Here is a 26,723-nt window from a genome sequence, read left to right as displayed (position 1 = left end):
CTCCTCTACGCTTGGGCGTCATGACTATGCAGCGCGCCGCGTGGGGCTGGGGCCTCGCGACCACTACAGAATCAGGCACGATCCTCGACACCTGGTACCCCGCGCCAGAAATCGGCGAAGCACCCGCGGACAGCCCGCATGCTGCGCCCGTGGAACTCGCCGCGCTGGAGAAGACCGACCCTCGACGTGGCGTCCACACCACCGTCGTCCAGACCCGGATCGACCTGGATGCCCCTCCGGCCGACACCCCTGACGCCTACCTGCGTCTCCATCTGCTCTCGCACCGCCTCGTCGAGCCCAACAGCATCAACCTGGACGGCATCTTCGGGAAACTCCCCAACGTCGTGTGGACCTCCGCGGGGCCCTGCTCCCCCGAAGGTTTCGAAACGACCCGTGCCCGGCTGCGCGCCGACGGCCCGGTCACCGTCCACGGCGTCGACAAGTTCCCCCGCATGGTCGACTACGTACTGCCCAGCGGGGTCCGCATCGCCGACGCCGACCGGGTCCGCCTGGGCGCGCACCTCGCCGAGGGCACCACCGTCATGCACGAAGGATTCGTGAACTTCAACGCCGGAACCCTGGGGCACTCCATGGTCGAAGGCCGCATCAGCCAGGGCGTCGTCGTCGAGGACGGCTCCGACATCGGCGGCGGCGCATCCACCATGGGCACTCTCTCCGGCGGTGGCACCCAGCGCGTCCGGATCGGCAAGCGTTGCCTGCTGGGAGCCGAATCCGGGCTGGGTATCGCCCTGGGCGACGACTGCGTCGTCGAAGCCGGGCTCTATGTCACCGCAGGCACCAAGGTCACCCTGTCCGACGGCCGCGTCACCAAGGCCCGTGAACTGTCCGGCCAGTCCGGCCTTCTGTTCATCCGCAACTCCGTCTCCGGCACCGTGGAGGCCCGTTCCCGGGACGGTCACGGCATCCAGCTGAACTCCGCGCTGCATGCGAACGACTGACTCGTGGGGATCCCCCGGTTGGGGGGTCGCTGAGCCTCAGCGACCCCCCAACCGGACCCGCCGCAACCGCTTCATCGCAGGATTGGGCGCCCTCGTCCTGGGCGCCACCGGAGTGGTCTTCGTACACCATCTCCTGGACACCGGCTTCATCGGACCACCCCGCTGCACCTTCACCAACCAGCGAGGTGCCGAATTCGACCTGTCCACCGAACAGGTCCGACACGCCTCGACGATCTCCGCCGCCGCCAGCCGCCGCCAGCTGCCGCCCAGAGCCGCCACCATCGCCATCGCCACCGCGATGCAGGAATCAAAATTGCGGAATCTCGCCGGCGGCGACCGCGACTCGGTAGGGCTCTTCCAGCAGCGTCCCAGCCAAGGATGGGGAACCGTCGCCCAGATCCGCGACCCGGTCTACTCCACCGACAAGTTCTACGACGGGCTGGTCAAAGTGCCCGGCTGGCAGGAGATGCCGCTGACGAAAGCAGCCCAGAAAGTCCAGCTCAGCGGATTTCCCAATGCCTACGCACAACACGAGACCCCAGCGGAGGCCTATGCCGCACCGCTGACCGGAATCCGACCGCTCAGCATGAACTGTTCGCTGGGCAAGGCCGAAGCCGGATCATCCGCCGCCGAGGTACAGAAACTTCTCCTGCGGGAAACCGGCCTGCGCGCCCAGGTCAAGAACAACACGCTGGTCATCGAGCCGAGGACCGCGCGAGCCGCCGGTACCGCAGCCACCTGGGCGCTGGCCGGAGCACACGAATTCGGGGTCTCGGAAATCAGACTGGGCAAAAAGGTCTGGAAACGGGATGCCTCTTCGGACGCCCCGGCCTGGGCCGATCACGGTGAACCGGCGGCAGACAATGCCGTCCGGATCACCATGATCAGGCAGTGAACCCCGATCCTCGAAAGGCCCCGGAGCCGATCAGGACCTGACGGAACCGACGAGCCGTGCAGCCGCAGCCGCGATCCGCTCGTCGGTCGCCGTCAGAGCGATCCGCACATGCCGGGAAGCCGCCACACCGTAGAAAGAGCCCGGTGCCGCCAGAATGCCCAGCCCGGCCAGGAAATCAACCGTCTCCCAGCAGTCCTCATCCCGAGTCGACCACAGGTAAAGACCTGCCTGCGACTCCTCGACCTTGAAACCCGCACCGAGAAGAGCCGGCAACAGCACAGCACGACGCCGCGCATACCGCTCCCGCTGCTCGGCGACATGACCGTCCTCGGCCAGAGCGACCCTCATCGCCTCCTGGACCGGGGAAGGCATCATCATCCCCGCGTGCCGCCGCACCTCCAACAACCTAGCCACCAGAGCCGGGTCACCAGCGACGAAAGCAGCCCGATAACCGCCCAGATTGCTCTGCTTGCTCAGCGAATAGCACACCAACAACCCGGTGTGGTCGCCACCGCACACCCGAGGATCGAGCAGGCTCGGCACCGAGCCCCGCACACCGGAAACAGCATCCGGAACGTCCTCACGCCAGTCGAGCTCGGCATAACACTCGTCACCGACCACGACCGCGCCCCGACGACGAGCCCAGGCCACGATCTCCGCCAATTCCCCGACGTCCAAAACCTTCCCGGTCGGGTTGCCCGGGCTGTTCACCCAGACCAGAGCCGGCGCATCAGCGGACTCCGCCGGGCCGAGCTCTGCCACCTTGTCGAAAGGCAGCGGCCTCGCCCCGGCCAACCGTGCACCCACGTCATAGGTCGGATAGGCCACCGACGGAAAAGCCACCGCATCCCCGGGGCCCAGCCCCAGCAGCATCGGCAACCAGGCCACCATCTCCTTGCTCCCGATGGTCGGCAAGACACCTGCCGGATCGAGCCCGGCCACACCCCGACGCCGCTCGAACCACTCGACGACCGCAGCCCGCAGAGCCGGCGTGCCGTGCGTCTGCGGATAGCCGTGCGCATCCGCAGCCTCCGCCAGAGCCCGACGGATCACCTCCGGAGTGGGATCGACCGGAGCACCCATCGACAGATCCACGATGCCATCAGGATGCGCCGAAGCCCGCTGCTTGGCCGGCGCCAACGTGTCCCACGGAAAATCAGGCAGACCGAAACGCTGAGCGGGCGGGAGACCCGCCGGGGAGTTCCCGCCCGCCCGCTGCGATGCCGAGCTCACTCGCCCTGAGGGGGCAGAGCCGAGATCAACGGGTGATCCTTACCGATCTGTCCGAGCTTGGCTGCGCCGCCTGGGCTACCGAGGTCATCGAAGAACTCGGCATTCGCGCCGGTGTAATCGGCCCACTCGTCCGGGACGTCGTCCTCGTAGAAGATCGCTTCGGTCGGGCAGACGGGCTCACAGGCCCCGCAGTCGACACACTCGTCCGGATGGATGTACAGAGAACGTTCACCCTCGTAGATGCAGTCGACGGGACATTCCTCGATGCAAGCCTTGTCCTTGATGTCGACGCAAGGCTGAGCGATGACGTACGTCATGGGATAGGTCCTCCTGAGCTGGTATGACGCCAGACACAGTATCCCCCCGACAAGCCCCGATGTGGAACGGGCCCGGCACGGAGAAACATCCGCTCACCGCGGACACACCCCGGCAAAGACCGCCGGCGAAACCCCCATCAGCGAGAACGGTCAACCACAGGTCACCGCAGGCACCGGGGCGTACCGGGTGAAGATCTCATCACGACGCTCCTCACGTCCCTGCACCGTCCACACCCGACGCACCGTGATGTCGAAACCCGGTTGCAGGGTCCGCGCCCGGCACCCCGCCGACCGGTCACGCACCGCAGCCGGACGCGTCACCTTCGTCGGACGCAGCGCCGTCACCGTCGTCCCCGTGTCCGGCGGACCCCACAGGACAACGTCCACCGAAGTCCCGGTCGTCCGCGCCGTCACCAACACCCCGCCCGCAGCATCCGCCGAGAAGGAGACGTCCGGCCCCTCCGGACCCACCCTGGCGTCCAGGCCCGCCGACAACCCCGGCACATAGGAGGAGAACGCCGTCCTCGGGCCCATCACCAGCCCCGCCCGGAAAGCCGCCTCGTAGACCGCCGACGCCACCTGGCCCACCCCGCCGTCGTCCTGCCTGCCGACCCCAGGCAGAACACCCGACGTCGCCACGAAACCCCGATCTGCCGTCCGCGCCCCCACCGTCGCATTGAACGAGAACGACTTCCCCGGCCCCACCAACACCCCGTCCAACGACTTCACCGCCTGAGCGGCATTGGCCAACTTCCCGCTCTCCGTATCCGCCGAGAAACGCACCGACGCCCGGCCGACCTCCGAGGAAATCCGATAACCGGAGACCTCCGCCGCAGTCAGGGTCGGCGCCACCGGCACCGACTTCACCTCGGCCCGACGCGGAGTACCCGTCAACGCCTTCGTCACCTCCGTCACCGCAGAAGCACCCTCGAGCTGCGAACCCGCCCGCTCCTGCACGACCACCGGGCGCAGGCCCTCCACCCGGACCGTCGCATTCACCGGAGCACGCTCCACGGCAGGCCCCACCGTGCGCAGCACATCCAGGATCTCCCGCTCCCCCACCTTCAAGGACAACACACCCCCCTCCTCGACCATGCTCAACGCCGGAGCGAACTGCGCCGGCTGCACCGTGACCGCGCCCCCCGCCGCCACCACCTCCACCGGACCGGCCACCGCCTTACGGGCGACCGACTCCACCGCCTGGTCGAACACCTGCGCCGACACCCGCGGCGACAACTCCTGCACCACCCCACGCACCGCAGGGGACTCCGGCCACCGCTCCTCCACCGCGCGCGCCGTGGCCGCGACATCGACCGTCCGTCCCGTCACCGGACGGTCCGCGACGACCACCCCGGCGGGGAAGGTCACCGTTCCCTCCTTGACCGGACGTTCCACCTGGGCGACGACCGGTGCCAGAGCCGTGCGCAGGACCGCCTGGTCGACGACGGAACGCACGGGGACATCGAAATCTCCCCGTAGGCGCTGCCACACGGTCGCCGGGTTCAGATGCAGGCCGGTGACCTGGGCGACCGTGGCCGTGCTGTCGACCCGGACGCCCGAAGGACGGGGTGCGAGCATCGCGGTCCGGTCCTCCAGGCGCACGCTCAACGGCCTACGTTCCCACCGGGCGGATGCTGCCTCGATCCGTTGACGTGCGCTCTGCGGATCCAATCCGCCGATCTCGACGCCACCGGCGGACACGTGGTCGGGGACATCACGCCCGGCGTACCAGGCGAGCAGGACGTACGCGGCACCCAGGGCTGCGGCGGCGATGGAGACCCAGGCCACCACCCTCATCCACGGACCGACCGGTTCCTCCTGGCCGTCGCCTCGGGGGCGGAGCCGTCGTTCGGTGAAGAAGGCGACCGGGCCCCGGGCGGTGGCGCGGGAGGGGAACCTCAGTCGACGTCCGCTCATCCGAGGCTCCGGTATTCCCCACGGTAGAAGACGAGCGGTCCGTCCGGGTCGTCCGGAGCCGACAGGCCGACCACTTCACCGACCACGATGGTGTGGTCGCCCGCCGGGTGAGCGGCGGTGGTGCGGCATTCCAGCCGGGCCAGTGCCTGCGTCAGCAAAGGCACCCCGGTGATCTCTCCTGGATGGTGGGCTACCCGGTCGAGCTGTCCCGTCAACGGGCGTCCGGGGGTGGCCAGCCAGTCGGCCACCGCGCGCGAACGTTCGGAAAGGACGCTGACCCCCCACGCCCCGGAGTCGAGGAGTGCGTCGTGGAAACGAGCGTCCTGATGGATGCACACCAAGATCTGCAGAGGTTCCAAGGAGACCGAGGTCACCGAGTTCGCCGTCATCGCGTGTTCGTGGCCCTCGCACCGGGTGGTGATCACGGTGACGCCGGTGGCGAAACGTCCGAAGACGCGACGGAAGAGCCCGGGGTCGATCCCGGCAGGGCCCGTCGTGCCCTCGATCGGGGGCTGTGCGCCTCTCCCTGGACCGGCCATCAGCTCGACACCGGCGTTCATGGCGCCGTCCGCGGGTCGACGTCCTCGTCCAGCCCGGCCCTGGCCAGGAAGGCGCCGGTGGCGGCGTCCAGCGGGGTGAACGACTCGATATCGCTCAACCGGGCAGCGATGTCATTCGACAGGGCGTACCAGCCCTGGCCGACGCGGATCTGTGTCTCGTGGCAGCGCAGGGCCTCGTTGCGTCGGCGCAGCGCCTCGGTGCTGCCGCGTACGTCCCAGGCCACCAGTCCATCGTCCACCACTCCGGGCGGAAATGCTTCCCGAGCCCCGGGGACGACCAGGCCGGCGTCCGTCGGGGTGTGCTTCGCCACCCATGCGCGGTCCGCGCTGGCCTGGCTGCGCCGGACCACGACCGCCCACAAGGCCGGGCGTTCCTTCGGTGGCAGGGTGGTCACGGCGGCGCAGGTCGCCTCGTAGACCCGGACGTGGTCGGGGTGGGAATATCCTCCGTGCGGGTCATAGGTCACCACCACCTGGGGCCGCAGGGCCCGTAGATGATCGGCGACGGCCGCGGACACCTCGGGCAGGGGGGCCCGGCACAAGGCCCGAGGGTGTTCCATCGACGCGCTTCCGGCCATCCCCGAATCCCGGTACTTGGCCCGGCCCGGCCCCAGCACCGACTCGCCCAGGACGTGTTCGATGACCCCCAGTTTGTCCATTGCGGCCCGTAGCTCGACCCTCCGACGGGCTTCGAGTCCTCCCTCCTTGTCGGCGGCAAGATGTGCCAGGTCGGGGGGGATCACCTCGCCCTCGTCACCCAGGGTGCAGGTGAGGACATGGACGTCGTCGCCGTCGATCACACGTTGGGCCAGGGTGACGCCGGTGGCGAGAGTCTCGTCGTCGGGGTGGGCGTGCACGAAGAGGAGCGTGCGCCGGGTCTGTTCGCTCATGATCTCACCACGGTAGCGGGATCGTGCCCGATCCGCCCGTACCCTCGTCCCAACGTCCGTTCATGAGGCATTCGCCCGGTCCGGGCAGGCCCGGGGAGGGGCAGCTCGCCGAGCGAGTCAACCCCTCCCTGTCCTGTCATTCCGGCCCGGTGGGGCCTGCCGGTCGTTCGTGCGGCGGTGCCGGGAAGTCGGTGGGCCCGGACGGGCCGTCGATCACGGTGTGTGACTTCGACGACACCCCTGCCGGGACCGTGCTGACGCCCCGCTGACCGTGTCCGTGTCTGCCGTGCGGGAGATGAGGCACCCGAGGTTGCAGCATCGGACGGTCGTGCACCGGATGCATCGGGGGGACATTGGGTCCGATCTCGTCGACGGCGCTCTCCACCTGCGGCAGGTTGTGGGTCGCTCGGAAGCGCGAGCGGTCGACGGCCAGCACCACCACGAAGGCCGCTGCTGCTGCGATCCCGAAACGCCACCAGGGGTGGATGTCCGGGTCGGTGGACAGCTGCACCACGGCAGGTGCGATGAGGACCGCCACCAGGTTCATCACCTTGAGCAGCGGGTTGATCGCCGGGCCTGCGGTGTCCTTGAAGGGGTCGCCCACGGTGTCCCCGATCACCGTGGCCGCGTGGGCGTCCGACCCTTTGCCGCCGTGTGCTCCGTCCTCCACGATCTTCTTGGCGTTGTCCCATGCCCCGCCCGCATTCGCCAGGAAGACCGCCATCAGCACTCCTGCGCCGATCGCCCCGGCCAGGAAACCGGCCAAGGCCCCGAAGCCCAGGGAGAAACCGATCACCACCGGTGACAGAGCCGCCAGCATCCCAGGAGTAGCTAGCTCCCGCAATGAATCCCGGGTGCAGATGTCTACGACGCGCCCGTATTCCGGTTTCTCCGTGCCCGCCATGATCCCCGGATGCTCCCGGAACTGACGACGCACCTCCAGGACGATCGCCCCGGCCGCCCGGGTCACAGCGTCGATCGCCAGACCGGAGAACAGGAAGACCACTGCGGCGCCGGCCATCAGACCGACCAGGGTCGGCGGTTCCACCACCGAATAGGCCGCCACCGTCCCGGCCGTCTCGACCCCGGCGGTCCGCAATGCCGTGATCACCGCATCGTTGTAGGAACCGAAGAGCGCGGTCGCAGCCAGGACCGCCGTGGCGATGGCGATGCCCTTGGTGATGGCCTTCGTCGTATTCCCCACCGCATCGAGATCGGTCAGGACCTGGGCACCGGCCTCGTCGACATCCCCGGACATCTCCGCGATGCCCTGGGCGTTGTCGCTGACCGGACCGAAGGTGTCCATCGCCACGATCACACCGACCGTGGTCAGCAGCCCACACCCGGCCAAGGCGATCAGGAAGAGGGAGACCACGATCGATCCGCCGCCGAGCAGATAGGCCGCGTAGACGGCGATCCCGATGATGGCCGCGGTATACACCGCGGACTCCAGGCCCACGCCGATCCCGGCGAGCACCACCGTCGCCGGACCGGTCACCGAGGTACGGGCGACATTCCGGGTCGGCTCGCTCTGCGTCCCCGTGAAATGACCGGTGATCGCCAGGATCACCGCGGCCAGGACGATCCCCAGCAGCACTGCCAGGAAGGACAACAGCCGGGGGTCCCGTCCCAGCCCGGCGATCTCGGCGGAGACCCCGGACAACTCGCCGAAGCTTCCCGGCAGGTAGACGTAGGCAGCCGTCCCGCAGGTCACCGCAGACACCGAGGCCGCGACCAGGAATCCACGATTGATGGCGGTCAGCCCGTTCTCCCCCGGGCGGGAACGGGTCGCCACTACCCCCAGGACCGCGGTCAACGCCCCGATCGCCGGAACCATCAGCGGAAAGACGAGCCCCTGCTCACCGAAGGCGGCCCGCCCGAGGATCAGCGCAGCCACCAGGGTCACCGCGTAGCTCTCGAAGAGATCGGCGGCCATGCCTGCACAGTCACCCACGTTGTCGCCCACGTTGTCGGCGATGGTCGCCGCATTGCGGGGATCGTCCTCCGGGATACCCTGCTCGACCTTGCCGACCAGGTCGGCCCCGACGTCGGCGGCTTTGGTGAAGATCCCTCCCCCGACGCGCATGAACATCGCGAGCAGGGCCGCGCCGAAGCCGAATCCCTCCAGAACTGCAGGGGCCTGCGTCCGGTAGAGCAGCACCACCAGTGCCGCGCCGAACAGCCCCAGACCCACCGTGGCCATTCCGACGGCACCGCCGGTGCGCACCGCGATCCGGAAACCCGGAGCCTGCTCACCGTCGCGAGCCGCCGCTGCGACCCGGACGTTGGCCTGGACCGCCAAGGTCATGCCCAGATATCCGATGGCGGCGGAGAAACCCGCACCGACGATGAAGAAGATGCTGCGCCCGGCCCGGATCGACCAGTCGTCGGCGGGAAGCAGGAGCAGCAGACCGAAGACCAGGACGACGAAACCTGCCAAGGTCCGCATCTGACGGTTCAGATAGGCAGAAGCCCCCTCCTGGACGGCGCGGGCGATCTCCCCCATGCGTTCCGTGCCGGTGTCGCAGCGCAGGACCTGTTCTCGAAAGACCGCGCCCACCATCAACGACGCCAGAGCCGTTACTGCCACGGCACCGATGATCATCGAGCTTTCCGCCCCGAAAGAAATGGCCGACGCCGTTGTCGCCTGGAACATCATGCCCCCTCTGCATCATGTGAATTTCTGCACGATACCCGGCCTGATCCCACCGAGCCGTCATTGAAAGTCACACGGCGATCTCATGCAGAGGAATGGCACAGAAAAAGAGCCCACTGTCGGGTCGGACCGAGAATTCCTGGGCACCGACCCGACAGGCCGGGCTCTTCAGCGTGTCGTCACAACAGTTTGTCGGCGGCGGCGACGATCACGCAGGTCGTCAGCACCTTCATCGCCGCGGTGAGGTCCTCGACGGTCGGGAAGCTCGGCGCGATCCGGATATTGGTGTCCTGGGGGTCGACCCCGCCGGGGAAGGTGGACCCGGCAGGGGTGAGTGCCACTCCTGCAGCCTTGGCCAGTTCGACGACCCTGGCCGCGGTCCCCGGCAGGACGTCGAGGCTGACGAAGTACCCGCCGCGGGGTTCGGTCCAGGTGGCCACACCCAATGCGGACAGGTCCTCGGTGAGCGCCGCGTCCACGATCGCGAATTTCGGCGCCAGGATCTCCTGGTGTTTCTTCATGTGAGCGACGACACCGTCGGCGTCCCGGAAGAAACGCAGGTGCCGGAGCTGATTGATCTTGTCCGGGCCGATCGCGCGCATTTCGTCGCGGGCGAGGAACCATTCGACATTCGACGGAGAAGCTCCGAAGAACGAAATGCCGGAGCCGGCGAAAGTCACCTTCGACGTCGAGCCGAAAACGAATACCCGGTCAGGGTTCCCGGCGTCTGCACAGGCTCGGAGGATCGACATCAGCGTGTCGTGCTCGTCGCCGAGGTGGTGGATCGCGTAGGCGTTGTCCCAGTAGATCCGGAAGTCGTCGGCCGCGGTCGGCATCGAGGCCAGCCGACGCACCGTCTCCTCCGAATAGGTGACGCCGGTCGGGTTGCTGTACTTCGGGACGCACCAGATGCCCTTGATCGTGGGGTCCGAGGCGACGAGCCGTTCGACTTCGTCCATGTCCGGGCCGTGATCGGTCATCTCGACGGTGTGCAGCTTCACTCCGAGTTCGTCGCAGACCGCGAAATGGCGGTCGTAGCCCGGCGACGGTGCGAGGAAGGTCATCTCGCCGGAGCGCCACGGTTCGTTCCCACCAGGCAGGGCGTGGAAGAAGGAGGAGGAGATGCACTGGTACATCAGCGCCAAGGAGGCATTGTCCCGCACGACCATCTGATCGGCGGGGATGTCGAGCAGCGGGCCGAAGATCTCGCGCAGCTCGGCCAGGCCTCGCGGGACGCCTCCGTAGTTGCGCAGGTCGCCCTCGACCGAGGTGGAGTAGTCCCCCGCACCTGGCAGGGAGAGCAGCGCCTCGGAGAGATCGAGCTGGTCTGTGCAGGGCTTGCCCCTGGTGATGTCGAGTTTGAGCCCGGCCGTCGCATATTCCTCGTAGCGACGGCGCGCGTCCGGCGCGACCGCAGCCAGAGCTGCTACGTCAACCTGTGACATGGTCTTCCTCCCAAGGGTTCGAATGCACTTACCGGTGCCAACGGTAGTCACCCGCGAGGCGTACCCCCAGCTGCCGTCCCCGTCCAGGTGCCGCGGCGACGGCCGGTGCGAGACTGTGCCCTACCCGGACCGGAGGAGGACCACCGAGATGCCCGACGCGCAGGACTGCCCGCAGGAGGCCGTGTCCATCGCCCGCGCGGTGCATTCGGGCCGGTGCACGGCCCGGGCGGTCACCGATGCGTCCTTGTCCCGGATCATGGCACGCGACCCGGCTCTCCACGCCGTCGAGCAGGTATTCACCGGTCGTGCCCGCGCCGAGGCCGACGCCGTGGACGCCCGGCCGGTCGCTGTGCGAGGCGCCCTGGCCGGGGTCCCGGTCGCGGTCAAGGCCGAGAACCGGATCGCCGGAGTGGTGACCACTCACGGTGGCCGCACCGGTTCGTCTCCGTCCGAAGTCGACTCGGAGGTGGTCGGTCGGCTGCGCACGGCCGGGGCCGTCCTCGTGGCAACCACCAGGATGCCGGAGCTCGGCCTCTTCCCGTTCACCGAGGGCGACTGGGGTGCCACCGTCAATCCTTGGCGGACGACCCACTCCCCCGGTGGGAGCAGCGGCGGGTCGGCGGTGGCAGTGGCTTCGGGGATGGTCCCGGTCGCGATCGGTAGCGACGGCGGTGGGTCGATCCGGATCCCGTCCTCCGCGTGCGGACTCGTCGGGTTGAAACCGGTCCGTGGCCGGGTGAGCACCGCACCGTCTCCGGACCTGTGGGGACCGTTGGGGACGATCGGTGTGATGTCCCGCACCGTTGCCGACAGCGCCTTGGTCTATGACGCCGTCCGAGGGTCGACCCGGGTCGATCGTTATGCGGCGCCGGAGCCCGGTGAGTCCTTCGGGCAGGCGGCAGCCAGGGAGCCGGGGTCGCTGCGTATCGGCTGGTTCACCCGCTCCCCGTGGCCTGGGGTCCGGGTGGATCCGCGGATCTGCCGGTTGCTGGCGGAGACCGTCGACGTCCTGGCCGCGGCAGGGCACCGCATGGTTCGGCTGGACGGACGGTGGCCGGACAGTTCCCGAAGCTTCACCACGCTCTACTACGCGGGGATGCGGGCAAGTCTGCGTCAGGTCGAGCATCCTGACCTGGCCGAGGCCCGCACCCGTGAGGTGGCCCGGTCAGGTTCGTGGGTACGCCCGCTGGTGCGTCTGTCCGCGATCAAGGCAGCCGGGCGCCTCGCAAAGCGGGTCCGTAGCGAATTCTCCGAGTACGACCTTCTCCTCACCCCGACATTGGCCGCGCTTCCGCCGCGGGTCGGGCAGCTGTCCGCAGTCGGCGCGGCCAGGTCGTGGCAGCGCTCGTTGCCTTTCGTCGCCTTCACCACTTTGGCGAATGTCACCGGGCATGCGGCGGTCTGTCTGCCCGCAGGGACGATCGAAGGGCTTCCGGTCGGGGTGCAGTTCTACGCCCCCGGTGGTGACGAGACCCGGTTGTTCCCGATCGCCAGCCAGTGGGAACGGCTACGGCCGTGGCCGAGAACGGCTTCCGCTGGCGGTGGTCTGTTGCTGTGACCGTGCCGAAGCGACCCGGATCGCGGTGGACAACGGGTGGTTGTGAACGCAGGTCATTCCTTCGGACTCCGGGAAGGCCGTTGCGCGGTCGTGTCGGCGGCGACCAGGAGCAGCGCCCGGATCTGGTCGTTGATCATCTTCCGATTGGCCTCGAAGGTGGGATTGCTCAGTTCGTCCCGGTCGGTGTCGCTCAGCCCGCCCAGGACCGGAGTGTGCAGGTGCCCGCCGGGCAGGTCGGCTCCCAATGCGTCCCGGAGCAGGGTCGCCCGGTAGGCGATCTCGTTGGACAGGTAGTTCCCCCCTCCCCCGGAGCGGGCCTTCGATCCGCGGGTGGGCCCGTCCGGCCTGGTGGTACCGGTACTGGGCGGTGCAGGGCAGGTCGTGGTGACAGGTTCGGCCGGTGTGTGACCGGGGAGTTCTTCGACCTCGGTGTTGTCGTACACCGGGAAGGGGCCGGTCTGTGCTGCGATCATCCGGGCAATCGGGAGAGTGGACCGCGTCCATTGCGGTGCGGGGGTCAGAGTCGGTAGCCCGGCGGGGATGGGAGCCTGGCCGCGGTAGCAGGCGTCCTCGTTGTCGGGGAAGCCACCGCGCCAGATCCCGTTGTGTCGTTCCAGGTCGATGCGTCCGTCACGCCCTTGGCTGGTGGTGATCCACAGGTCGACCTGATTGCGGTCCGCTTTCAGGTGCGGGAGCAGCGCTTTTTCCACCATGCCGTCGCCGAAGTCACGCCAGCGCACGGGGAAGAGGGCCGCTTCGACCCGCACCGGCCCGGTGGAGGTCTGGAAGGTCTGCCCGTCGAGGGCCAGTGCGCTCGCCCCGGAGGGATTGGCCTGTCGTATCTCGTCGGAGAGCATGAACGGGTCGAAGCCGGTGATCAGGACTTTCCTGATTCCTGGCGCGGCGGGGAAGGACAGGTCGAGCTGTCCTCGACTGATGCGGTCGACGTCGGCGATCAACCCGGCCCTGCTCGTGTCTCCCAGCGGATACGGTGGTGTCCATCTGCGCAGGTGAGCGGTCATCGTCAGCCTGGCCCAGTAGAGCGGACGGTCATCTCCTGCACTGAGGGCTCCGGTGGTGGCGCGGCCTTGGGCCCGGTCGACGGCCCGACGCCACAGGTCCTGGGATGCGGCGGTGGTGGTCCGGGTGGCGTCGGCCAGGTTCGGTGCCCGGCAGATGTCCGAGGTGAACTTGGCGAGCAGGTCGTCGAAGCCGCCGCCGCTGATGAAGCGGGTGGCTTCGGGCCGGGCCAGGAGGTTTTCCTCGGCGGTGAGCGTCCTGGCCTGGTCGATGCACGTCGCGCGGCCCGGGCGTATGTCGGCGCTGTGCGCGGCGGCGGAAGGGTGTATTCCGGTGAGCCCGACCACTCCGGCGATCAGAATGGGCAGGGCGGCGCGCGCTGGCATGACCGAACTCCTCGTCGAGTTGGATTCTGTTCTGTGACAGAACTTTCCCGAACTCTAAGAAGTCGGACCCCGGCCAGCAAGCGATATGCGTTCTTTATGCTTTTTCTTTCCTGCTCGTCCAGGATGGACGGCCGGATCCGGTTCAGCCGCGTTTGTGGTTCATGGATCGCACGACCGCGTCGCCGATCATCTGGACGGCCTGCACGATCACGATGAGCACGACCACGGAGGCGAGCAGCACCGGGCCGTTGAACCGCTGGTAGCCGTAGCGGATCGCGAAGTCGCCGACGCCGCCTCCGCCGATGGCTCCGGCCATCGTCGAATAGCCGATGAGGGTGACCAGGGTGAGGGTCGCTCCGGCGACGAGGCCCGGCATCGCTTCGGGGATCAGTACTTTGCGGACGATCTGCCAGGTGCTGGCGCCCATCGACTGGGCTGCTTCGATTTTCCCTTGGGCGACTTCCCGGACGGCGGATTCCACGACTCGTGCGTAGAACGGGATCGCACCCACGGCCAGGGGGACGATTGCAGCGGTGGGGCCGTAGGCCGTCCCGACCACGAAGCGGGTGAAGGGGATCAGCACGATCAGCAGGATCAGGAAGGGCAGGCTCCGGGTGAGGTTCACGACGGCCCCGAAGAGTTGGTGGAAGGCCCGGCGGGGAGTCATGCCGTCGGGCGCGGTCAGTCGCAGTCCGATCCCGGCGATCATGCCGAGGACGAGGGTGATCAGGAAGGCCCAGATCGACATCCAGGCGGTCTCACCCAGCGCGATCATCAGTTCGGGCAGGGCATCGGTCAACGAGGTCGTCTTCATGCCGCTTTCACCGTGACTCCCCGGTCACGAAGGTAGGAGGTGACGGTCTCGTCGGGGACCGCGCCCGGGAGGTAGGTGACCCGGAGGCGGCCCACCTGGCGACCGGCGACCCGTTCGAGGGTCCCGCCGAGGACGGAGAGTTCGACGCCCAGGTCGGCGGACAGCCGGGACAGGGTGGGTTCGACGGCTCGTTCGTCGGCGAAGGACAGGGTGAGATGTCTTCCCGGGATGGTCAGGTCGTGATCGCCGGTGGGTAGCAGGATCTCCGCGAGTCGTGAGTCGGGGTCGGCGACGAGGTCCAGCAGCGGGCCTTGTTCCACGAAGCGTCCGGCTTCCATCAGCGCCGCCGAGTCGCAGATCCGCCGGACGACCTCGGCTTCGTGGGTGATCAGGACGACGGTGACGCCGGTGGCCTGGTTGACGGCTTTGAACAGGTCGAGGATCTGTTCGGTGGTCGCCGGGTCGAGTGCGCTGGTGGCTTCGTCGGAGAGCAGCACCGAGGGGCGTGCGGCGAGCGCACGGGCGATGCCGACCCGTTGTTTCTGACCGCCGGACAGTTCGGAGGGGTATTTGTCGCCGCGATCGGCGAGTCCGACCAGGTCGAGCAGTTCTGCGACGCGGTCGGCGCGGTCGTTCTTGTCGGTCCCGGTGACTTCGAGGGGGAAGGCGATGTTCTGTGCGGCGGTGCGGTTGGACATCAGGTTGAAGTGTTGGAAGACGGTGCCGATGCGTTGTCGGGCGGCGCGTAGGTCGCGGTTGTTCGTGGAGGTGAGGTCGAGCCCGTCGACGGTGATGCTGCCGGAGGTGGGTCGTTCGAGCAGGTTCAGGCAGCGGAGGAGGGTGGTCTTGCCGGCGCCGCTGCGTCCGAGGATGCCGAAGATCTGGCCGGGTTGGATGGTGAGGGAGATGTCGTCGACGGCGGTGACGGCGGTGCCTCGGTCGGAGTAGATCTTGGTGACGTGGTCGAGGGTGATCATCGTTCAGCCTTGTGCGGGCAGGACGGAGCCTTTGTAGGTGTCCTGGATGAAGGTCTTGGTCTTGGGGTCGCGCAGGGCTTGGGCGAGTTTGACGACCCGGGGGTCTTTCTGCAGGGCGGGGCGGGTGGCCAGGATGTTGACGTAGGGGTTGTCGGCTGCTTTTTCGAGGACGAGTGCGTCCTTGCCGGGGTTGAGCCCGCCTTCCAGGGCGTAGTTGCCGTTGACCACGGAGAGGGTGATCTTCGGGTCGCTGAGGGAGGCGAAGAGCTGGGGGCGGTCGATCTTGGTGAAGGTGACCTGCTTGGGGTTGGCGGTGATGTTCTTCTCGGTGATCTTGGCGTAGTCGACGTTCGGGTCGGTGGCTTTGACGTCCATGGTGAACAGGCCGGCGTCGGCGAGCAGGAAGAGCGCGCGGGCCTGGTTGGTGGCGTCGGCGGGGAGCGCGATGTTCGCGTTCTGGGGGATGTCGTCGACCTTGTTGATCTTCTTGCTGTAGAGGCCGAGCGGTTCGATGTGCACGGCGCCGGCGTCGATCAGGTCTGACTTGTGTTCGGCGTTCCAGTTCTTCAGGTACGGGGTGTGTTGGAAGAAGTTGACGTCGACGTCACCGGAGGCCACCAGCTGGTTGGGGTCGACGCCGCCGGAGATCTCTCGGATCTGGAGTTTCACGTCGCCGAGCAGGCCGTCCTTCTGGATCTGTTTGAGCAGGGTGCTGTGCGGTTCGGCGTCGGCGACGACGGTCAGGGGCGCGCCGGGGTCGGAGGCGCCGTTGTTGCTCTGGAATGCTCCGCAGGCGGACATGCTCAGTGCGGCGAGGGCAGTCAGGGAGATGGCGGCGCGTCGGCTCAGCATGGCGGTCCTTCGGTAGGTGGGCGGTCCGCCGGTTGCTCGGCTATACCGAGTGAAATTTTAGCATTCAACTGAATGAAGCCAAACTTTTAGTTATGAAAACCTGCTGCTCAACCCGCATCACCAACCCCAAGGCACATCGCACCCCCAATCCCCTTACGCACCAAAGGCCCCCAAGTCACCCCAGTCGGCCGAACCCCAGCCCAACCTCACCCCCACCTCCGAACCCACAAGTCCTAGGCTGCGCTATGCCATCAACCACGCCAGCACCCCACCGAGGCCCCCAGAATCAACCGACTCAGCGAACCCCAGCCGTTATTGGCAAAGTAGCAACCAGGGAAAAAGACCGGGCTTAACCGGTCGCTGCAACACCGGCTTGTTGGAACAACAACAGTTGCTCGTTGAATGCTTCGGCGGGGGTCTTCCAGCCGAGCATTTTCCGTGGCCAGGTGTTCAGCGCGTGAGCGACCCCCTCGATGTCCTCGGCGGACCAGCGGAAGAGGTCCTTGCCCTTCGGGAAGTACTACCGGAGAAGTCCGTTGGTGTTTTCGTTCGTTCGTCGCTGCCAGGGTTATTGGGAGTCGGCGAAGAACACCGGCATACCCGTCTCGACGCGGAACTGGGCGTGCGCGGACATCTCCTTCCCGCGGCCCCAGGTCAGCGACCGCGCCAGCTGGGTTGGCAGCGTCGACATCGTGCTCGCGAGGGCCGTTCTTCATCGTGATCGCGCCATAGCCAGCCAACGCGGGCCCGTTCTTCGGTGTCCCCTTGTGTCGGCAGCCCTCCTCCCGCGGCAGGTACACGAGCAGCGTGTAGCGCGTCTTACGTTCGACGACCGTTCCGACCGCGGAGCATTCCATCCGATCAGTAAGTCGCCTTCCCAGCGTCCGGGGACGGCGCGGTCTTCGGCCTCGGCGGGCCCTTACTCCAGGCCCACAACCACGCCCTGTCCTTGCGAGGAGGATTGTTCCGCCCGGTGAACCGCGGAGGTTCGGGACCTTCGATCCGGATCTCGTCGACGCGAGTGATGCGCCCCGCAAGTCGCTCCTCGACATAGGCATGAAGCCGAAGGTTCGCGACCAGCTTCGCGTTTTTCAAGCGCTTCGCGGCCGCAGCTGCCTTCCTCTGAGCGCCCGACGCCCGATACCCGCTGCCGCCATGGCGCACTGCGGCGTTACGGCGCAACTCGCGAGAGATCGTCCCCGGATCCCGGCCGATCTCTCGCGCGATCTCACAAACGTCCTTCCCCTCCGCTCGCAGCAGCGCGCTCCGACTGCCTGCGCGACACCGACAGCCCCCGCGGCTTCTTCGGCGAGCAGCCCTTTCGCGATCTTTTCCCAGAACGCGACCTCGACCTGGCGCGGGAACTTCAGGCACCCCGGCGACCACAGCTTCGGCCGGATCGCCCGATCGAGTGCTTGCTGTCGTCGAACCATCACACACCTCCGGATCGAGGTGTCGCGACGACCAGTTGAATCCGCCAAGCCGCCGAGAATCACAACGCAATCGCCACTCATAAAGCTGACCCAAAATCCAGGACCAACTCTCATGAAAAACATAAATTTACAGACTTTCGCCCAAAAGAATTAGGCCATCAGCCTCCCAGATCGGCCAACATCAGAACCTAAATTTATCCTTACCCAAAGCAAGCTTCTTTAATGCAGTAACTTACTTACATTATAAATGTGATTAATTTCTGTCTTCTGATGCAATCTAGTCACCACATGTGACCCACACAACCCTCCACCTTCCACGGGAAAGGCTCATCGCGATGTATTCTACGAGAAAAACTTCTCGGGGAAATTTCCCCCAACAACAGGAGTCATAAAATGCGAAAACTTCTTCGTGGAACAGCAGTAACATCTTGCGCAATCAGCTGTTGCCTTCTCCTTTCAACATCCCCCGCAAGCGTATAGCCCGGCGGCGAGACAATAAAGCTAAAAATCAGGGTTTCTTGCGATTATGGAGTCTGGTCTGATATGCATCAATTCACCTCAGGTGGGACAATAAGACTTACCCAACACACTAGCGACCCGTATCCAACCAAGGTTGCCAGACTGAAGTCCATATCCTCCGTGAGAACCACCGATGAGATCACTACATTTAATGTAGACAGAAGACAGTGGACCGGAGTTCGCAACGCAACATATATCCTTCAAGGAATTAGAGATAATGTTGCAAATTGCAAAGGATGGCATGGGGCAGGCAAAAATAAGTTCACCGGAACCTATGACCTTGACATCTGACTGACCGTCAGCCTGGTGGCGACGAGCAACTCTCTCGCCACCAGGCGAAATATAATTCGCCAGGACTGGGTAGCTAAAATGGGATCGGATAAAAAGAAATACGCGACAGCATCAGCAACACTGATATTAATCTGCTCTTCCTTGACCGGATGCGCTGAAACCACAGAACGACAACTCACCAGGGAGCATCCAATATTTTCAGGACTCCCGATCGAAGTTATCGATGAAACAATCTCCACCCCAGGGATATCTGACCAGTACAAAAATACTCAAGATGAGACCATTGCTGAACAAATGACACAGGCGCGGGCCTATGACATCATCGCCTGTCGATCCGCATACCAAACATATATGACCTGGCGCGCGACTGGAAGGCCAGGGAAACTGGAGAAACTGCCTGTTCCTCAAAAAAGAAAAACCCAAGGTTTCATAACCATTGATGACGAAAACAACAAGCGCATAGAGATGGCCAATTCACATGACATCGAGGGTTTCAAAGAAAGCATGATCGGCCAACTCAAATGCGGAAAAGAGATACCGGTCAACCCTAAGGACCATCAAGGGAAGACCATCGAAAAGGCGCTCATGGAAACCACCTCCCAGGAAGCCCGATGACATACAGCGGTCGCTGCCGTGTTGTCATCCCCTTGGCCGCAGTGGTCCTCCTGGGAACAGTGGCCTGCGGAGGACCACCACCCACTCCCCCGACGACCAGCGCCCCTCAATCCGCAGCCGCCACGACCGCCACCACCACCTACGAGGTGACCGCGCCGACGGCCCTGTCCTTCTCCGCGACGTTAGAGGCGAACACCGCCAAGCTCGACGAGCTGGTCATTCCCCTTCCCGAGGGCATCGAGTTCACTCCGGCACCGAGATTCACCAAGGCTCGAGCCTGTGACGACTCCGGCGGAGCTGTCATCCCCTGCCCCGGCGACGAGAAGAACACCCCGGACGTCGCGGCCCCGACAGCCCCCCGAGGCGCTTCCCGGGTGCGGACGGTGGCCTTCCCTGCGGGGGATCCGCCCCCCTCCCCCACGCCGACCGCACCATCCAAGAACCCCTCAGGAAAACCGGGGGCGCCACCGTCGGATCAGGGACGGGCCGTTCCACCGAGCCGCACGGAGGCTCCCTCCACCACGCAGATCCCCTCCGTCCCGGTCGCCGCAAACACCGAACTGGGCAGGTTCTCCCTGGCGAAGGCGATCAGCAGCAAGAAAGCCGGCACCGTGGCGAAATCCCAGCTCGCCCAAATCAGCAAGTCGACAGGACCTGCTTTCGCAGCTGTCGGTGGCGCTTTCACCTTTACCCCCACCAAACTTCTGATCCGTGGCTGGCTGACGGTGCTCTCCGCGCCACTCACCGCCACTCAAGCGATCCGTTTCAGCCACGCCGAGATCACCGGCAAAGCGACCTTTCCCAGCACCCTGGGAAAGCGCACCGCAGACTGTCAAGCACTCGTCCTAGCTCCGCCCGGTTCGTCCACCACTGAACCACGGGCGTTGTGCGTGCTCCCCGAGTTCTCCGGAACGATGCCTAATCTGAAGGCCACGCTGAAGATCAGTCACGCCTCTGGACAGGCACACCCCGTCGTCCCCGAGATCTACATCCGTACCGACGAGACCGGGAAAGATCTCATCGTGACGACACTCACCGGGGACGGCGGTACCCAGGAGGTTCCCGTCGTCGTCGGGCCTGGGGACGGAGTGCGCAGGACGGTCTTGTCCGGTGTGGCGCCTGGCGACAAGATTGTCGGCGCCACGCCATGAGCCGCCCCCCTGATCTGGAGATCAGAAACGCAGGCGTCGTCTACCCCACTCGTCATGGCCCGGTATCGGCCCTCGACGACATCAGCTGCTCCTTCGAGGCAGGGGGCAGCACCACTGCGATCGTCGGACGTTCCGGTGCGGGCAAATCGACTCTTGTCTCCGTGCTCGCGTTGATGCGCACCCCCACCACCGGGCAGGTGTTCGTGAATGGGGTGGCCGTTCCTACCGGTGAACGGGCCCGCACCAGGATCAGGGCAGCCACCATCGGGATGGTCTTCCAGTCCTTCCATCTCGATCCTGCCGCCACTGCTCTGCAGAATGTCCTGCTCCCGTGGCACTTCAATCCCCGTCTGAGTCGACGGGCTGCCCGTGCCCAAGCAGTGGAGGTCTTCGATCGGTTGGGCGTCGCCGAGTTGTTGCACCGCCCGGTGAGCGCCATGTCAGGTGGACAACGTCAACGTGTGGCGATCGCCCGCGCCATGGCATCGCAGCCTCGGGTTCTCGTTGCCGACGAGCCCACCGGAAATCTGGACGAGGAGACAGGTAACGCGGTCGCCGCAGATCTTTACGCGTTGAAGGAGATCGGCACGACCGTGATCGTGGTCAGTCATGATGCCGCTGTTGCGGCGATGGCCGACCGTATGCTTCATCTGTCCCGCGGACGGCTGACCGTGGCGGCAGGAGGTCTCCGGTGAGTCGGCTCTGGCGGGTGACCATGTTGGCGTTAGCTCTGGCTCGCCGCAGCATCGGGCGGACGGTCACGATGATGACGATGTTGGCCCTGGCTCTAGTTCTTTTCCTCGTGACCTCGGCCCTGGCGGATGCTTCCTCCTCCGATCTGCGCAGTGCGGTCCGGGAGGTGAACGGCCCGCCGGGTCTGATGTATATCGACGTACCTCGGATCCCTTCACTGTCCCGCAGCGAGACAGCCTCGGCTCTGGCCGAGGCATTGAGCCGGGAGGCAGGTCTGCATCATCTGGTGGTGGAGCCGCTGCCGGACCTTCGCGTCTCCTGCACCGGGCAGAGCGGCGATCAGCGCTCCCCCGGAGACGGGCGCGGCCCGTCGAAGCGCACCTATGTTGGTGTCGTGGCTACCCGTGCTGCCTCAGCTACGGCCGGGGTGTCGTTGACGGGCGCGGAAGGTTCGTCCATGGCGGTGAGTTCCGCGGAAGGCGTCTCCGTCGGCGGTTGTGTCGATGGAGTGTCCGTTCCTGCAGAGGCTTTCCAACCGGCTCCGGCAGCGTTGGCTTTCCTGCAGCCGGATGCGGTCGTCATCTCTCCTGCTTATCTGCCGTTGGCCCGAACCGGGGTGTCGGCTGAGTCGCACCGGTCGGCGTCATGGCGGGTGCTGGCTTGGTCGGACGCTCCGGGGGTTTCCCCGAAAGAGGATGTGGCGCGTGCCTGCCGTGAGGCTACCGACCTGGCCCGGGTCATGGATGGTCTGTCCGATGACATCTGTGTCGTGCAGCAGCCACCCGATCACGCCGGTCTGCGCCGTGCTGGCGCCGGAGTCGAACTGGTGTACCGGGTCTTGGGTGCGGCGGTGTTGTGTCTGGGCGCGGTCGGAGTGCTGGTGGCGGAGAGCATCATCGTGCGCGACCGTCGGTGGCTGTTCGGCATGGCCAGGGCGTACGGAGCGCGGGGGACGGACATCGGTCTCCTCGTCGTCCTGGATGTCGTCGTCGTCCTATGTGGTGCCGGGCTGATCACGGCAGGCGCCGTTTCTGTGTGGCAACCTTTCGTGGAGGAATGGTCGCGGTCGACGTTGAGCACCCAGATCACTCTCTACCGACCTTCCGACCTGGGCTATCTGGCAGCAGGCTGCGCCGGGGTCCTCCTGGTGGCAGGTGTCGGACCTGCATTCAAGGCCGTACGAGGCGACCCACTCGATGTCCTGGAACGGCGCGACTGATCCTGGGGTTTTCTCCTTCCCCGATTTCTAGTCGGGGCTACACCAGGCGCCACGGCTATATGGCCATTTCTACTGAACAGCCAACGCAGATATTGACACAATCTATTTTGACGTGAAATCCAACAAAATCAGGAGGCGGTGTCATAGCGTCGTAACAACGGTGCTGGTGGTGGTGGGTGGTGCGCAGGATGTTGAACATTTGTGGATCGGGCGCAGATCGCTGTGGGGATCGCGCAGGGGCTTGATGATCGATAGATCGGGATGTTGATCGACCGGGATCACACGGTGGTGTGGCGAGAGCGACACCGGAACTCGACAAAAGCCGACCCGCTCGCGGACGTGCTCATCGATACCGTCAACGGCTTCGGCCGGCATGTGTTCGGTTCGCTGACCTGGGACCAGGAAAGCGAGATGGCCCGCCACGCGGCCCTGACCGTGGCCACCGATGTCCCGGTGTACTTCGCGCTCCCCCATTCCCCGTGGGAGCGGCCTTCCAGCGCGAACACCAACGGGCTGATCCGTGAGTACCTGACCAAGGGCACCACGATCCCGCAGCACCAGCCCTACCTCGACGCCATCGCTGACGAGCTCAATGACCGACCCCGAGCCACTCTGGGGTACTACACCCCACGCGAAGTCTTCACCCGCCAACTACTCAACACTTCTGTTTGAGCAGGGTGCTGTGCGGTTCGGCATCGGCGACGACGGTCAGGGGCGTGCCGACTCAGCGTGGCGTTCCTTCGATTCGGGGGTGTGGTCTGCCGGATTGGTCGGCTATACCGGGCAATAATTTTAGCATTCAACCGAATATGTCAAAACTTTTGGTTATAGAACCCTGTGGGAAGCCATTGGGTATTCCGGCTCGCCTCCACGCCCCGACCCAGATCCGTTGCCCACCAAAGATCCTCGAGCCGACAGCAGATACCAGGAGGTCACCGGGGCCAAAGATCGGAGAACAATTCCTGCGCGGCCGTCGATCCGACCTAAACTCCCCTTGTGACCTCCGACTCCGGCGCCACCTCCGAGTCCACCTTCTCGGACGTGCTGGATGCCCTGGCCGCCGAACTCGACCCCCTGCGCGACCAAGTGTGCCGCGACATCTGGAGCGAGCTGCGCACCTATGCCTCGGTCGGCCGCGACCCCCTGGACGCCTCCATCCAGCGAGATCTCGAGATCGCCCTGGCCGCCCTCCGGACAGGACGCCCACCCACCCCGGCCACCCTGGCCGGGGCAGCTCAGACCGCTACCGAACGTTTTCACGCACACGTGCCCGTCGAGGACATCGTCCGGGCCTACCGCATCTGCAATGCGGCGATCCTCGAACGGTTCATCCGGATGTGCACCGACCACGGCGTCCGCCCCGAACGCACCGTCCAGGGGATGCAGATCCTCTGGGACGTGGGGGACGCCTTCTCCTCACGCGTCGTCACCACTTACCACGCCCTCAAGCTGAATGCAGCGCTCCGCGACTCCCAACAGCGGGCCAGCGCGGCCCGCTCGTTGCTCGCCGGACGCGCCCGAGTCGTCGACATCGCCCACTACTGCCTCGACCCGGACGCCCCCTACGCCGCGGTCCGCGCCTCGGTCGCGCCCGGAGCCGATGCCGAACAGCTGCGCCGCCGCCTCGAAACATCAGGCAGCACAAGCAGATCCCGTGCATTTGTGGCGATCGACAACGGGTGGTGTCTCGGCATGGTCGCCCAGACACCGACCTCGGGTGACATCCCGGTCGGCATCGGACCTTTCGTCCCCCTGGACGAGCTCGACACCTCCGACGCAGTAGCCGTCGTCGCACTCAGGGTGGCCCAGCAGATCGGACGCCGCGGCGTCCAAGGCGTCGCCGAGCTGGGTTGGCGTATGGCCGCCAGCGAACATCCCGAGATCACCCAGCTCTACACCGACCGCTATCTCGCTCCGGTCCTGGCCCAGGGCGCCTACGGCGAGGAGATGCTGGCCGCGGTCCGCGCCCATCTGGCGAACGGGCTGAGCATCCGGAATACAGCTGAAGCCCTGCACGTCCACATCAACACGGCACGCTATCGGCTCAACCGATTCGAGGAATCGACCGGCGCCGACCTGTCCGACCCCCAGACCCTGGTCGAGCTGATCTGGGCCCTGGAATTGAGAGGCACCGCCTCCGCGCCGATCATCGATTCCCGCTGACCCCGGCAGCTCCCGCCTGCTTTTGTTCTTCCGTACAAGGAGGACGTCCAGGTGTTGTCGCCATGGACCTGGCATCTGGAGCCTCATGGCCGCACAGTGGGGCGGGGACCGTCACGGCCACATCCTGCGTGCCGGAGACAGCCCTGCCAAGACGGGCCGGAGCAGCCCCGTCGTCAACGCGAGAGGACCACCGATGAGCATCTACCCCCACTGCCACGACGGACGCCGAGCCATGGTGACCGGGGCCGCATCCGGGATCGGACGCGCAGCCGCCGTCAGCCTTGCGGCAACCGGAGCCCACGTGCTCGCGGTGGACATGAACCAGGAGGGCCTCGACGCCCTGGCCGCAGAGGTTCCCAACATCGAGGGAGTCCGCTGCGACCTGTCCAAGCTCGAGGAGATCCAGCAGCTCCCCACCGACATCGACATCCTGGTCAACAACGCAGGAATCCAGACCGTCAGCCCCATCGAGGAATTCCCGGTCGAGCGGTTCGAGCTCATCATGCGTGTCATGCTGCACGCCCCCTGGTACCTGATCCGCCAGTCCCTGCCCCACATGTACGAGAAGGGCTGGGGCCGTGTCATCAACGTCTCCAGCGCCCACGGGCTGCGCGCGAGCGAGTTCAAGTCCGCCTATGTGACTGCCAAGCACGGACTCGAGGGGCTCTCGAAGGTCGTCGCCCTCGAAGGAGGCCCCCGCGGCGTCACCAGCGTCACCATCAACCCCGCCTATGTGCGTACCGCGCTGGTCGAGAAGCAGATCGCCGAGCAGGCCAAGGCCCACGGCATGAGCGAGGACGAGGTCGTCGCGAAGATCATGCTCGATCGCGTCCACGTCAAGCGTCTGATCGAACCCGAAGAGGTCGGCGAACTGGTCGCCTTCCTGACCGGTCCGGCTTCGGCGTCCATGTCGGGAACCTCTTACCCGATCGACGGTGCCTGGTCCGCTTACTGATCCGGTGCCCACGACGATGGACGCAGACCGCGACCCGATCGTGGTCGTCGGCTACGCACGCACCCCTGTGTGCGAGTTCGGTGAATCCTTTGCCGGTGTTCCGGCAGAGAGCCTCGGCGCGGTCGCGGCCGAGGCCGCCCTCGAACGGGCTGGGCTGTCCCCGGTCGACGCCGACGAATGGATCATCGGAACCGTCGGCTCCTCGGCATCCGACCGGTGCATGTCGCGCCTGGTCGCCGCCGAGGCCGGCGGGTTGCCGTCCTCGACCGCCATCGACGTGAGTCGCCAGTGCGGCGCCTCCATGCACGCGGTGATGATCGCCGCCCACGAACTCCTCGGGGGCGGCGTCGACATCGTCGTGACTGGAGGCGTCGAGAACATGACCCGGGAGGCCCTGCGCGACCAGGCCTCACCGGGTCGGATCTCTCGGACCGGGCATCTTCCACCGGTTCTCGACCAGGCCTTCCAGAGCACCGCGATGGGTCTGTCCGCCGAGAGAATCGCCGGACGCTACCGCCTGTCGCGGCGGGATCAGGACGTCTATGCCGTCGAGTCACAACGCCGCGCGCAGGAAGCCCTGGACGACGGCGCGGTCGAGAAGGAGATCGTCCCCCTGCTGCTGCCCTTCGACGGCCAGGGAGATCTCCTGATCGACACCGACGAGCATCCTCGGGCCGATGTGACAGTGGAAACGCTCTCCTGCCTCGCGCCGATGTACACCACCGACGGAACCGTCACCGCAGGCAATGCCTGTGGGGTGAACGACGCCGGTAGCGCACTGGTGCTGATGCGTGCCTCGGTCGCACGACGACGCCGGCTGGATCCGCTGGCCGAACTGGTCGACTTCGTACGGATTTCGCACGACCCGGACCGGATGCCTTGGCTGTCCTCCCCGGCGATCGACGCCGTCCTGGGCCGCAACAGGATTCGCCCGCAAGACCTCCGGTGGGTCGAACTCCACGAGTCGTTCGCGGCATCAGCCCTCGCGACGATCCGGGAGTCCCGACTGGAAGACCAGACGGTCAACCCGCTGGGCGGCGCCATCGCCTGGGGCCACCCTGTCGGCGCCACCGGCGCGATCCTGACGGCACGGACCATCGCCAACCTCGACTCCGGTCAACTCGGCCTGGCCACCATGCCCTTGGACACCGGCACCGGTGTGGCCGGTCTGTGGCGCGGTCTCTGAAGGGATAGCGGTGGGGTGA

Annotated in this window: 22 protein-coding genes and 1 pseudogene; 11 read left to right on the top strand and 12 right to left on the bottom strand. The window is 66.1% G+C overall.

All coding sequences use genetic code 11. From position 1 onward, the window contains the following. The first annotated feature begins 20 nt into the window (after window positions 1-20). Together dapD and AUCHE_RS09025 are read left to right on the top strand one after the other, a co-directional pair. Complete coding sequence (dapD, locus tag AUCHE_RS09030) at window positions 21-959, top strand: 2,3,4,5-tetrahydropyridine-2,6-dicarboxylate N-succinyltransferase (protein ID WP_040321862.1); 939 nt, start codon at window positions 21-23, stop codon at window positions 957-959. Further along, entirely contained in the window at window positions 946-1,854 is a 909-nt protein-coding gene (locus AUCHE_RS09025; RefSeq protein WP_006502989.1) for a hypothetical protein, read from the top strand. Before dapD ends, AUCHE_RS09025 begins: the two co-directional genes overlap by 14 nt. Window positions 1,855-1,884: 30 nt before the next feature. On the opposite strand, the gene dapC is transcribed toward AUCHE_RS09025, so the two are convergent. From dapC to AUCHE_RS08990, 7 genes are all read right to left on the bottom strand, one after another. After that, window positions 1,885-3,087, bottom strand: a complete 1,203-nt coding sequence (dapC, locus tag AUCHE_RS09020; protein ID WP_006502988.1) for a succinyldiaminopimelate transaminase — start codon at window positions 3,085-3,087, stop codon at window positions 1,885-1,887. Continuing rightward, on the bottom strand, window positions 3,084-3,404 hold the full coding sequence (gene fdxA / locus AUCHE_RS09015; protein WP_006502987.1) for a ferredoxin: 321 nt from the start codon (window positions 3,402-3,404) through the stop codon (window positions 3,084-3,086). The genes dapC and fdxA overlap by 4 nt, the downstream gene beginning before the upstream one ends. A gap of 150 nt (window positions 3,405-3,554) precedes the next feature. Further along, window positions 3,555-5,321, bottom strand: coding sequence for a VanW family protein (locus AUCHE_RS09010; RefSeq protein WP_006502986.1), 1,767 nt, complete (start codon window positions 5,319-5,321; stop codon window positions 3,555-3,557). Beyond that, window positions 5,318-5,881: a flavin reductase family protein gene (locus AUCHE_RS09005; RefSeq protein ID WP_245706789.1), complete on the bottom strand. Its 564-nt coding sequence runs from the start codon at window positions 5,879-5,881 to the stop codon at window positions 5,318-5,320. The genes AUCHE_RS09010 and AUCHE_RS09005 overlap by 4 nt, the downstream gene beginning before the upstream one ends. Further along, on the bottom strand, window positions 5,878-6,771 hold the full coding sequence (mshB, locus tag AUCHE_RS09000; protein WP_006502984.1) for an N-acetyl-1-D-myo-inositol-2-amino-2-deoxy-alpha-D-glucopyranoside deacetylase: 894 nt from the start codon (window positions 6,769-6,771) through the stop codon (window positions 5,878-5,880). The genes AUCHE_RS09005 and mshB overlap by 4 nt, the downstream gene beginning before the upstream one ends. 136 nt (window positions 6,772-6,907) lie before the next feature. Next, entirely contained in the window at window positions 6,908-9,376 is a 2,469-nt protein-coding gene (locus AUCHE_RS08995) for a sodium-translocating pyrophosphatase (RefSeq protein ID WP_245706788.1), read from the bottom strand. A gap of 230 nt (window positions 9,377-9,606) precedes the next feature. Continuing rightward, window positions 9,607-10,872, bottom strand: coding sequence for an aminotransferase class I/II-fold pyridoxal phosphate-dependent enzyme (locus tag AUCHE_RS08990; protein WP_006502982.1), 1,266 nt, complete (start codon window positions 10,870-10,872; stop codon window positions 9,607-9,609). A 148-nt stretch (window positions 10,873-11,020) separates the two neighbouring features. On the opposite strand from AUCHE_RS08990, the gene AUCHE_RS08985 reads away from it, so the two are divergent. Beyond that, window positions 11,021-12,430, top strand: coding sequence for an amidase family protein (locus tag AUCHE_RS08985; RefSeq protein ID WP_006502981.1), 1,410 nt, complete (start codon window positions 11,021-11,023; stop codon window positions 12,428-12,430). Between the two features lie 53 nt (window positions 12,431-12,483). On the opposite strand, the gene AUCHE_RS08980 is transcribed toward AUCHE_RS08985, so the two are convergent. The 5 genes and pseudogenes from AUCHE_RS08980 to AUCHE_RS16215 all read right to left on the bottom strand — a co-directional run bounded on the left by AUCHE_RS08980 (window position 12,484) and on the right by AUCHE_RS16215 (window position 17,912). Then, a complete protein-coding gene (locus AUCHE_RS08980; protein ID WP_006502980.1) occupies window positions 12,484-13,836 on the bottom strand; it encodes a pyroglutamyl-peptidase I in 1,353 nt (450 codons plus the stop codon). Between the two features lie 142 nt (window positions 13,837-13,978). Further along, complete coding sequence (locus AUCHE_RS08975; RefSeq protein WP_006502979.1) at window positions 13,979-14,650, bottom strand: methionine ABC transporter permease; 672 nt, start codon at window positions 14,648-14,650, stop codon at window positions 13,979-13,981. Next, window positions 14,647-15,627: a methionine ABC transporter ATP-binding protein gene (locus AUCHE_RS08970; RefSeq protein WP_006502978.1), complete on the bottom strand. Its 981-nt coding sequence runs from the start codon at window positions 15,625-15,627 to the stop codon at window positions 14,647-14,649. Before AUCHE_RS08970 ends, AUCHE_RS08975 begins: the two co-directional genes overlap by 4 nt. Window positions 15,628-15,630: 3 nt before the next feature. Next, window positions 15,631-16,479: a MetQ/NlpA family ABC transporter substrate-binding protein gene (locus tag AUCHE_RS08965; RefSeq protein ID WP_006502977.1), complete on the bottom strand. Its 849-nt coding sequence runs from the start codon at window positions 16,477-16,479 to the stop codon at window positions 15,631-15,633. Between the two features lie 349 nt (window positions 16,480-16,828). Next, window positions 16,829-17,912, bottom strand: a pseudogene (locus tag AUCHE_RS16215) (IS30 family transposase). 825 nt (window positions 17,913-18,737) lie between these two features. Here AUCHE_RS16215 and AUCHE_RS16610 point away from each other — a divergent pair. From AUCHE_RS16610 to AUCHE_RS08925, 8 genes are all read left to right on the top strand, one after another. Further along, window positions 18,738-19,337 carry a hypothetical protein gene (locus AUCHE_RS16610; protein WP_143114807.1) on the top strand — a complete coding sequence of 200 codons (600 nt, stop codon included), beginning with the start codon at window positions 18,738-18,740 and terminating at the stop codon, window positions 19,335-19,337. Continuing rightward, the gene (locus AUCHE_RS08955; protein WP_006502974.1) at window positions 19,334-20,488 is read left to right on the top strand and encodes an efflux RND transporter periplasmic adaptor subunit; all 1,155 of its coding nucleotides are present in this window, start codon (window positions 19,334-19,336) and stop codon (window positions 20,486-20,488) included. Before AUCHE_RS16610 ends, AUCHE_RS08955 begins: the two co-directional genes overlap by 4 nt. Beyond that, a complete protein-coding gene (locus tag AUCHE_RS08950) occupies window positions 20,485-21,183 on the top strand; it encodes an ABC transporter ATP-binding protein (RefSeq protein WP_006502973.1) in 699 nt (232 codons plus the stop codon). Before AUCHE_RS08955 ends, AUCHE_RS08950 begins: the two co-directional genes overlap by 4 nt. After that, entirely contained in the window at window positions 21,180-22,400 is a 1,221-nt protein-coding gene (locus AUCHE_RS08945) for an FtsX-like permease family protein (RefSeq protein ID WP_006502972.1), read from the top strand. Before AUCHE_RS08950 ends, AUCHE_RS08945 begins: the two co-directional genes overlap by 4 nt. 264 nt (window positions 22,401-22,664) lie before the next feature. Then, window positions 22,665-23,072, top strand: a complete 408-nt coding sequence (locus AUCHE_RS08940) for an IS30 family transposase (RefSeq protein WP_456061836.1) — start codon at window positions 22,665-22,667, stop codon at window positions 23,070-23,072. A 324-nt stretch (window positions 23,073-23,396) separates the two neighbouring features. Next, window positions 23,397-24,563: a PucR family transcriptional regulator gene (locus tag AUCHE_RS08935; protein WP_006502970.1), complete on the top strand. Its 1,167-nt coding sequence runs from the start codon at window positions 23,397-23,399 to the stop codon at window positions 24,561-24,563. 193 nt (window positions 24,564-24,756) lie between these two features. Then, window positions 24,757-25,518: a 3-hydroxybutyrate dehydrogenase gene (locus tag AUCHE_RS08930; protein ID WP_006502969.1), complete on the top strand. Its 762-nt coding sequence runs from the start codon at window positions 24,757-24,759 to the stop codon at window positions 25,516-25,518. Next, window positions 25,499-26,704 (top strand): thiolase family protein, encoded by a 1,206-nt coding sequence (locus tag AUCHE_RS08925; RefSeq protein ID WP_245706787.1) that lies wholly within the window; start codon window positions 25,499-25,501, stop codon window positions 26,702-26,704. Before AUCHE_RS08930 ends, AUCHE_RS08925 begins: the two co-directional genes overlap by 20 nt. Window positions 26,705-26,723 lie beyond the last annotated feature (19 nt).

The organism is Austwickia chelonae NBRC 105200 (assembly GCF_000298175.1).
GTDB lineage: Bacteria > Actinomycetota > Actinomycetes > Actinomycetales > Dermatophilaceae > Austwickia > Austwickia chelonae.
This window is presented reverse-complemented; position numbering and strand designations above follow the sequence as displayed.

Coding starts and splice junctions, on each gene's coding strand:
- AUCHE_RS08995 (WP_245706788.1), bottom strand. CDS start 9,376: ATGATCATCGGTGCCGTGGCAGTAACGGCTCTGGCGTCGTTGATGGTG.
- AUCHE_RS08985 (WP_006502981.1), top strand. CDS start 11,021: ATGCCCGACGCGCAGGACTGCCCGCAGGAGGCCGTGTCCATCGCCCGC.
- AUCHE_RS08965 (WP_006502977.1), bottom strand. CDS start 16,479: ATGCTGAGCCGACGCGCCGCCATCTCCCTGACTGCCCTCGCCGCACTG.
- AUCHE_RS08930 (WP_006502969.1), top strand. CDS start 24,757: ATGAGCATCTACCCCCACTGCCACGACGGACGCCGAGCCATGGTGACC.
- fdxA (WP_006502987.1), bottom strand. CDS start 3,404: ATGACGTACGTCATCGCTCAGCCTTGCGTCGACATCAAGGACAAGGCT.
- AUCHE_RS09010 (WP_006502986.1), bottom strand. CDS start 5,321: ATGAGCGGACGTCGACTGAGGTTCCCCTCCCGCGCCACCGCCCGGGGC.
- dapD (WP_040321862.1), top strand. CDS start 21: ATGACTATGCAGCGCGCCGCGTGGGGCTGGGGCCTCGCGACCACTACA.
- AUCHE_RS08975 (WP_006502979.1), bottom strand. CDS start 14,650: ATGAAGACGACCTCGTTGACCGATGCCCTGCCCGAACTGATGATCGCG.
- AUCHE_RS08955 (WP_006502974.1), top strand. CDS start 19,334: ATGACATACAGCGGTCGCTGCCGTGTTGTCATCCCCTTGGCCGCAGTG.
- AUCHE_RS08990 (WP_006502982.1), bottom strand. CDS start 10,872: ATGTCACAGGTTGACGTAGCAGCTCTGGCTGCGGTCGCGCCGGACGCG.
- AUCHE_RS08970 (WP_006502978.1), bottom strand. CDS start 15,627: ATGATCACCCTCGACCACGTCACCAAGATCTACTCCGACCGAGGCACC.
- AUCHE_RS09025 (WP_006502989.1), top strand. CDS start 946: ATGCGAACGACTGACTCGTGGGGATCCCCCGGTTGGGGGGTCGCTGAG.
- AUCHE_RS09005 (WP_245706789.1), bottom strand. CDS start 5,881: ATGAACGCCGGTGTCGAGCTGATGGCCGGTCCAGGGAGAGGCGCACAG.
- AUCHE_RS08980 (WP_006502980.1), bottom strand. CDS start 13,836: ATGCCAGCGCGCGCCGCCCTGCCCATTCTGATCGCCGGAGTGGTCGGG.
- AUCHE_RS08950 (WP_006502973.1), top strand. CDS start 20,485: ATGAGCCGCCCCCCTGATCTGGAGATCAGAAACGCAGGCGTCGTCTAC.
- mshB (WP_006502984.1), bottom strand. CDS start 6,771: ATGAGCGAACAGACCCGGCGCACGCTCCTCTTCGTGCACGCCCACCCC.